Below are 879 nucleotides of genomic sequence, written 5' to 3'. Positions count from 1 at the left end.
TTGGGTAGGCCTCAATGTTGCCAGCCTTGATGAGGCCAAAGCAAGCCTTGCTGCGCGTGAAGGCTCGGCAATAGCGAGCATTGGCTGGTGGAGCCAGTCGGGATCATCGGAACATCCTGGCGCGGTTCTTATCGGCAAATGGGCCGCCGCGCGAGGCTTTGCGGGCGTTGTGTGGACAGCGCTGCAGCCCAAGTTCGGTCAGAAGTATCGGACGCCGACGTCTGAGGAAGTTGTCCTGCATCTTGCCGGGTTGGAGGGGCCTGCAAGACAGGCAGCCGAGGAGTACGTCCGCTTCGCGCCGCGCCAGATCACAACGCCCTACAGGAGCGCTATCGAAAGGGCATTGGGTTGGACCGCTATGGGCTTGATTTAAACTACGGGAATACCGCCCAGAGCGGGACGGGCCTTGCATTTGACCTCTGCGCCTACTGCCGCGGTTCGTGTTCCGTTTCCTATGCCAAAGCTGAAGCATACGAGGTCGATGACATAGACGAAGTACCATGTCCGAGGGGCGGTGGGAGAGGTACGACGAGGCTTGTCAGCGACTTCTGTGCATTATGCAACGGCTCGTGCGTTGTCACTGCGAAAAAGGTCATTGCCGATCAGAACAAATACGGCCGCGAATGAGCATCACCCAAAACCAAGCGAAACAATCACATTTTCCTGCTTCATCTCATCCGGCGCACCACGGCCAAATCGGACAGTCCATCTTTGGCAAGCCTATGTCAACTGCTCGGGAACTACGCCACCGCACTAAACTCCGACGCCAACACCGCATCCTTCAGCGCCCGCGAATACGCATGCTGCGGATCATCCAACACCGCCCGCGCGCGCCCGCGTTCAACAATCTCCCCTTTGCGCCTGCTTATACTCTTGTCC

1 protein-coding gene and 1 pseudogene are annotated in these 879 nt (G+C 58.2%); one reads left to right on the top strand and one right to left on the bottom strand.

Annotated features, from left to right (window positions below):
- The coding region (locus A7X77_RS33735) for a hypothetical protein (protein WP_064686700.1) at positions 1-373 on the top strand (373 nt) is incomplete at its 5' end.
- 367 nt (positions 374-740) lie between these two features.
- Here the strand turns inward: A7X77_RS33735 and A7X77_RS34170 are convergent.
- Positions 741-879, bottom strand: a pseudogene (locus A7X77_RS34170) (ABC transporter ATP-binding protein); the annotation flags it as partial.

Origin of the sequence: Rhizobium bangladeshense (genome assembly GCF_001662075.1) — a bacterium.
Lineage (GTDB): Bacteria > Pseudomonadota > Alphaproteobacteria > Rhizobiales > Rhizobiaceae > Rhizobium > Rhizobium bangladeshense_B.
Note: the sequence above shows the minus strand (reverse complement) of the source record. Positions and strands in the feature narration are given on the sequence as shown.